Annotated in this window: 5 protein-coding genes and 1 pseudogene; 5 read left to right on the plus strand and 1 reads right to left on the minus strand. The window is 37.9% G+C overall.

Annotated features, from left to right (window positions below):
• The 5 genes from RMO52_RS10415 to RMO52_RS10435 form a co-directional block, all read left to right on the plus strand.
• Window positions 1-913 (plus strand): VWA domain-containing protein (locus tag RMO52_RS10415; protein ID WP_310413720.1); only part of this gene is annotated, 913 nt, incomplete at its 5' end.
• A gap of 87 nt (window positions 914-1,000) precedes the next feature.
• Window positions 1,001-1,342 carry a hypothetical protein gene (locus RMO52_RS10420; protein WP_310413723.1) on the plus strand — a complete coding sequence of 114 codons (342 nt, stop codon included), beginning with the start codon at window positions 1,001-1,003 and terminating at the stop codon, window positions 1,340-1,342.
• Window positions 1,343-1,344: 2 nt separating this feature from the next.
• Window positions 1,345-1,548: a hypothetical protein gene (locus RMO52_RS10425; RefSeq protein ID WP_310413726.1), complete on the plus strand. Its 204-nt coding sequence runs from the start codon at window positions 1,345-1,347 to the stop codon at window positions 1,546-1,548.
• A 334-nt stretch (window positions 1,549-1,882) separates the two neighbouring features.
• Entirely contained in the window at window positions 1,883-2,716 is an 834-nt protein-coding gene (locus RMO52_RS10430) for a DNA adenine methylase (protein WP_310413729.1), read from the plus strand.
• Window positions 2,709-4,004: a type II restriction enzyme gene (locus RMO52_RS10435; protein WP_310413731.1), complete on the plus strand. Its 1,296-nt coding sequence runs from the start codon at window positions 2,709-2,711 to the stop codon at window positions 4,002-4,004. Before RMO52_RS10430 ends, RMO52_RS10435 begins: the two co-directional genes overlap by 8 nt.
• A 65-nt stretch (window positions 4,005-4,069) precedes the next feature.
• On the opposite strand, the pseudogene RMO52_RS10440 reads toward RMO52_RS10435, so the two are convergent.
• Window positions 4,070-4,276: pseudogene (locus tag RMO52_RS10440) on the minus strand (rhomboid family intramembrane serine protease); the annotation flags it as partial.

The following is a 4,276-nucleotide window of genomic DNA, read 5'->3' on the forward strand; positions in this document are numbered from 1 at the left end:
GGAAGAACCGCCGAATATCCCCGAAGAATTTGTCTTTGATATTGAAGGCGTAATCCTCGACGATACCGTGCTATTTTTCGCTCAAACCGCCCAGCAGAAACAGGGCAAATCCGGCAGCCGCAGCATGGTATTTTCCGAAGATCGAGGGCGGTATGTCAAACCGATTTTACCCAAGGGGAAAGTCCGTAGAATTGCCGTAGATGCCACATTACGCGCCGCCGCACCCTATCAAAAATCCCGCCGCTTGCGCCAACCCGAGCGCCAAGTAATCGTCGAACCGGGCGATATTCGCGGCAAAAAATTAGCTCGTCGATCGGGTGCTTTGGTAATATTTGTAGTAGATGCTTCGGGTTCGATGGCGCTCAATCGGATGCAGTCAGCCAAAGGCGCGGTGATGCGGTTACTGACTGAAGCCTATCAAAATCGCGACCAAGTAGCCCTAATTCCCTTCCGAGGCGAGCAAGCTGAAGTACTATTACCGCCGACGCGATCGATCGCGATGGCAAAGCGCCGCCTAGAACGCCTCGCCTGTGGTGGCGGTTCGCCGCTGGCACACGGTTTGACTCAAGCCGTGCGGGTAGGTGTCAATGCCCAAAGTTCCGGCGATGTCGGACAAGTCGTAATTGTCGCGATTACCGACGGACGTGGCAATGTACCGCTAGCGCGTTCCTTGGGCGATGAGATCGATCCCGAGCAAAAACCGGACATCAAACAAGAGCTATTAGATATTGCTTCCCGCATTCGAGCAATTGGAATTAAGTTATTAGTAATCGATACCGAAAATAAATTTATCTCGACTGGATTTGCTAAAGAATTAGCCAAGCAAGCTAATGGTAAATATCACCACTTACCCAAAGCTACCGAACAAGCGATCGCGGCTACTGCTATGAGTGCGATCGGCGATATGCGGTAATTTAGTTGCAGTTTGTAATGTGGGTATCCTTCACATTGCAACTCCTGCTACAGTAAATCTTGAGTTTATCGATCGACAGATTTACCAGTGGCTAAATTACCAGATTCCGTCCTCACAAATATCAATACACTTCAACGTCAGATCGTTGAGTGTATTGATGCGACCACGGCAACAGAGTTTAGAATATTAGAGCAACAGGGCGAAACGTCTGAAACTCTACCTGAGCTTGAAGAACTGCAAAACATCAGGGAAAGGTTATTGTCTCCCTATTTTCGCCTACACACTCTGCTCCTAAAAGCCGCTGAATCTCAGCCAGTTGCTTCTAATGATATGTTAAATTTATTAGACATGTCTATTGAAACTGGTAAAGCTACAGTAGCTGCAAGTATTGCCAGTCTACAAGAAATCCAACGTAATTGGAATGATTAATTATGAATGACCAATTCAAAATTCCCGATGCTGAAACTAGAGCCAGAGATATCGCTAATCTCAGAGAAGCTGGCAGATTGTTAGATTTATGGACTTTAGAATTAGATGAAATCATCGCCATCCTAGACAAAGGTTTAAGAGAGCAACGCCGAGCTAGACTATTGCACAGATCTAACTCTGTTCCCACATCAAAAATTGAGAGCTAATTTCAGCAGTATTAAAACAACCAGAAGCACTCGATCGAATAATATGTAATTTCTGATAACTTTCAGGAAAACCCTTGATGTTGAATAGCTATCTCCAGATGGAGGTAGCTATTTTTTACACTAAATTATTGTATGATGTTACCTCTTTATGCCAATTAAGCATTGACGACAGCACCAAATCATAGTAAAGTACAATTGTACTTAAATTCTGTTCGATCCTAAATATAGTTTGAAAAAGCTCTTTGGGGTTGATACTCAAACACTGAAAGTTAAACTCAATTGTATTTAATAGCGATCCTCCTTAATAAAATTTCTAGATTAAAATTCTACAACAATGGTAAAAAATAAATTGGTAGCACCATTTTTAAAATGGGTAGGAGGTAAAAGACAAATAATGCCTGAGATCGAACAGCATCTACCTAAAGGAATTAAATCATACATTGAACCATTTATTGGTGGAGGTGCTGTACTCTTTCATCTTCAACCGAAAAGTGCAATTATAAATGACTTTAATGCAGAACTTGTAAATGTTTATAAGGTCATCAAAAACGACCTTGAAAATCTGATTGTAGATCTTCATAGGCACAAAAATGAATCCAAATATTTCTACGATATACGTGCGTTGGATAGGACAGAAGCATTTAATAATTTGAGTGATGTAGAAAGAGCATCAAGGATTATATATCTGAATAAAACTTGTTACAATGGATTGTATCGTGTAAATAATTCTGGTGAATTTAATTCGCCATTTGGAAAATATAAAAACCCAAACATAGTAAATGAGCCGACGCTTAGGGCTGTAAATTCTTACCTAAACTCCAGCAATATTCGGATTGAGAATACAGACTACGAGACAGTATTGAAAGAAGCAGACAAAAATTCTTTTGTGTATTTAGATCCTCCTTATCATCCTGTCTCCAACAGCTCTAACTTTACTGGGTATGTACAAGGTGGATGGGATGAATCCGATCAAATTAGATTAAAAGAAGCTTGCGATCGACTAGATAAAAGAGGAGTTAAATTTTTACAGTCTAATTCTTGTGCAAATTTCATTAAAGAGCTTTATGTAGATTATCATATCCATATCATAAAGGCTAATCGCGCAATCAACTCAGATGGTGAGAAGAGAGGTGAAGTAGAAGAAGTATTGATAAAAAATTATGAGTGAGTCTAAAAATGATGTGGCTTGGGAGAAACTATTTGAAAAGCTTTTAATATTAGATAAGCTTGAAAATACAGATTACTTTCTAATATCATCTAATGATATAAATGAATTTCGGGAAGCTAGATTGATGACCAAGTTCGATCATCGCTCTCAACTTCCTAAGATATTCATCGATAGTAAATTATCTATTCTCCCTATATCTAGAGGTGATTATATTATTGGGAGATTTAAAGCATTTCATGACTTTACTAAAGATGAGAGTAGCACTAAAGTGCAAAAAGTAGATTTTCCTCGTTTTTTAGAAAGTTTAAATCCTGAAGAAATTACAAGTGAAGCAACTGCAATCAACTGTGCATTTATAGCAGGTATCATTCAAGACTTCACAGGCGAATCTGAGCTATATTCAACGGTAAGCGGGAGAATGAGTTCATCCTCTTTTAATTTTAATATTGATATTGATGGGCAAAAACAGCTACTTCGATTAAAAGTCAATAAGTCTCAAATTGAAATTGATGGAGGATATGAAGGCAATGAGTCCTTAATTATAATTGAAGCAAAAAATTATATTTCTGATGACTTTCTGATTAGACAATTATTCTATCCATATAAACTGTGGATACAAAAGATAAATAAAAAAGTTCGCCCTATTTTTTTGACATATACAAATGGCCTATTTCATTTAAGAGAATATATTTTTACAAATGCTGAACATTACAATTCGATTAAACTCATTAAACAGCAAAAGTATGTAATCGGGGAAGAGAGCATATTAAATATTGAAATTATTCAAAAGATTTTAAACAGATCTTTAATAGTACAAGAGTTAAACATTCCTTTTCCTCAAGCAGATTCTTTTGAAAGAATAATTAATCTATGTGAACTTCTAAAACAAAAACTTACTTTGACAAAAGAAGAAATAATTCAAGAATATGATTTTAGTTGGAGGCAAGCAGGATACTATTCTCATGCTGCTATTTATTTAGGTTTAGTCAATTGTGAACGAGAATATAGGACATCAGTTTATCAACTCACAGAAAAAGGTATGAAGCTATTTGAACTTTCTATTTTTGATAGAAAGCTTCAATTGATTGAATTAATTTTAACTCATGAAATATTCAACAAATCCCTGAAGCTATATTTCAAGCAAGGCTATGTTTCAACTAAGAAAGAAGTTGTTGAAATGATGCGTGATTTTAACTTGCATAATATCAACTCTGATAAGACATATGAACGAAGAGCATCGACGGTTCTTGGCTGGATTAAATGGATAATAAGTATTGTTGAAGAATAACCTTATCGACATATTCTACAGAGGATGTCGGGTGGGCAATGCCCACCATTATATTCAACCCGAAATCAAGCTTCCGATCGCTGGGAAAACAATCCTAAAAGTGGGCCGAGAACGGCACCAAAAACGAAGCCGCCTGCGTGCGCCCAATAGGCAACACCACCATTTTCCATTCCCACATTAGTACGCGGTGCGAGCGTGGCAAAACTGTATAAAGCTTGTTGAAAAAACCAAATTCCGAGATAAAAGTAAGCTGGAATTCTGGTAAAGAATGG

Source organism: Chamaesiphon sp. OTE_8_metabat_110 (genome assembly GCF_031382685.1).
GTDB lineage: Bacteria > Cyanobacteriota > Cyanobacteriia > Cyanobacteriales > Chamaesiphonaceae > Chamaesiphon.